The organism is Neochlamydia sp. TUME1 (assembly GCF_000813645.1).
Taxonomy (GTDB): Bacteria; Chlamydiota; Chlamydiia; order Chlamydiales; family Parachlamydiaceae; genus Neochlamydia.
In genome coordinates, this window is record NZ_JRXI01000154.1 from 1 (window position 1) to 1,706 (window position 1,706).

2 protein-coding genes are annotated in these 1,706 nt (G+C 37.2%); both read right to left on the reverse strand.

Annotated elements, in window-relative coordinates; genetic code table 11:
* Nucleotides 1-763 (reverse strand): F-box protein (locus DB41_RS07565; RefSeq protein ID WP_039386071.1); only part of this gene is annotated, 763 nt, incomplete at its 3' end.
* A gap of 468 nt (nt 764-1,231) precedes the next feature.
* The coding region (locus DB41_RS07570; RefSeq protein ID WP_039386072.1) for a hypothetical protein at nt 1,232-1,706 on the reverse strand (475 nt) is incomplete at its 5' end.

Consider the following 1,706-nt stretch of genomic DNA (forward strand, 5'->3'; position numbering starts at 1 on the left):
CTATATCATTAATAAAATAAAGGCTGCCATCTAGGCAGTGGATTAAGGCTTGATTATTTCGGCAGAGGATAAAACTAATCGGTGCACAGGTGTTTTTATGGTAGCTTAATCCTGTGCGTACATCCACAATTTTAAATTGTGTGCGATGAGGATTAACTAAAAATAAATGGTTTTGAGCCAAGTAAGCATTTTCAAAGTTTCCAAGGTAACAGAGAGAAGTTTGGGGGAAAGCCTCATTAACTTTCCAACGATAGAGCTGCCCTTCTTGCGTCACTTGAATAATATGGCCTTCTTGATAATGAATCAGACGAGAATTTTCCTCTTTCACATTATCATACACTAACTGACAACTTTTTTCGCCCAAATGATAGATTTGCGCTGTACCTGCTGTTGCTTTTATAAAAGCAAATTGTTTTTCTCTTTTAAGCGCAAGAATTTTTCCTGAGAAATTAGGTAATTTGTAGATAGTCTCTTTACATTTGTTTTTTGAATATTCGCCTTTCGTTAGCCTCATCGTTTTTGACATCTGCGCTTGTTTCTTACAGATTTTTCGCCAGTTCTTTCCTGGGGAAGAAGAGTGGCTAAGGTTTTTCCAGCGTCGTTGGCAAATAGGCCGCCATAAAGAAGGATCTTGGGCCATTCGCTGCCAATGTTTGTTAACAAGGCCTGCAATCGGTAACTCTTTTTCATCTAAAAGGCTAAGAATCTTTAATTGTACTTCTTCAGGTATTCTTATACTAGGGATTAAGGAAAATGGTGTCATGTTATTTACCATAAATTTAGATTTGTTTTGATTTATTGTAGAATTTTAGGGCTTTATTATTTAAAATTTAATAGCGTATTTTAAATATCAACTGATTCATGCCCAATCCATTGCCTTTTTGAAGGAGAATTGTTTATACCAATGAACGATTATTTTAGACACACTTTGCCAAAATTTGCTTTATAAGTTCTGACCAATTAATCGATTTTTATAGTAGCAAGCTTAGCCAAGCGCGAAAAAAACAAAAACATATTTTGGCTTTTCAATTTCTTTATCGGTTGCCCCCTCTTCTTCCACTAGGCTTGAAGGATTCAGGCATTTTATAGCCAATCAACTTCAAGCAACTTCGCAACCTCCCGAGGTGCTTAGCGAAGAAGTAATGCAAAGAAAATATTCCTCTTATCGTCCTTATGAACAGTTGCAATCTATTTTAATTAGCCAAACGCTCCAGGTAAACAAATAGCTTTCCTAAGCATCGGGAGGAGCGACCAAAATACGCTCCTTTCCTTGCAAATGAGCAAAGTCCCATAGATGCAGCCAGCCATGTTCATCACAAAAGGCTAGTTCACGGCCATCGTAGCTAGCATGAATATGATAAGAATTTACCCATGGATATGGGTCAGGCAAGAATGGAAATATTGTTCCGCAACATTTTATAGCAGGAGTATGTTGATAAAGGTCAAAGCTCTTGAATTCAGGATGGAAATGAGAGGCAAGAAAATAGTTATCATCTAAAACAAGAAAACGCACAGGCGCTAATAAGCCTATGTTTGCTTCAGTCAAAAAATTTCCATCATCAGGATTATAAGTTATAATGAGGCTCGTATTTAGGCCCACTGCTAAGCGCTTGCCATCATAACTAGAGATAGTTAAGATCGACTTCTTGTTCCAACATTTTTCAACAGGCCGAGGTGTCATGGTAAATTCTATCTTTTTTTCCCCA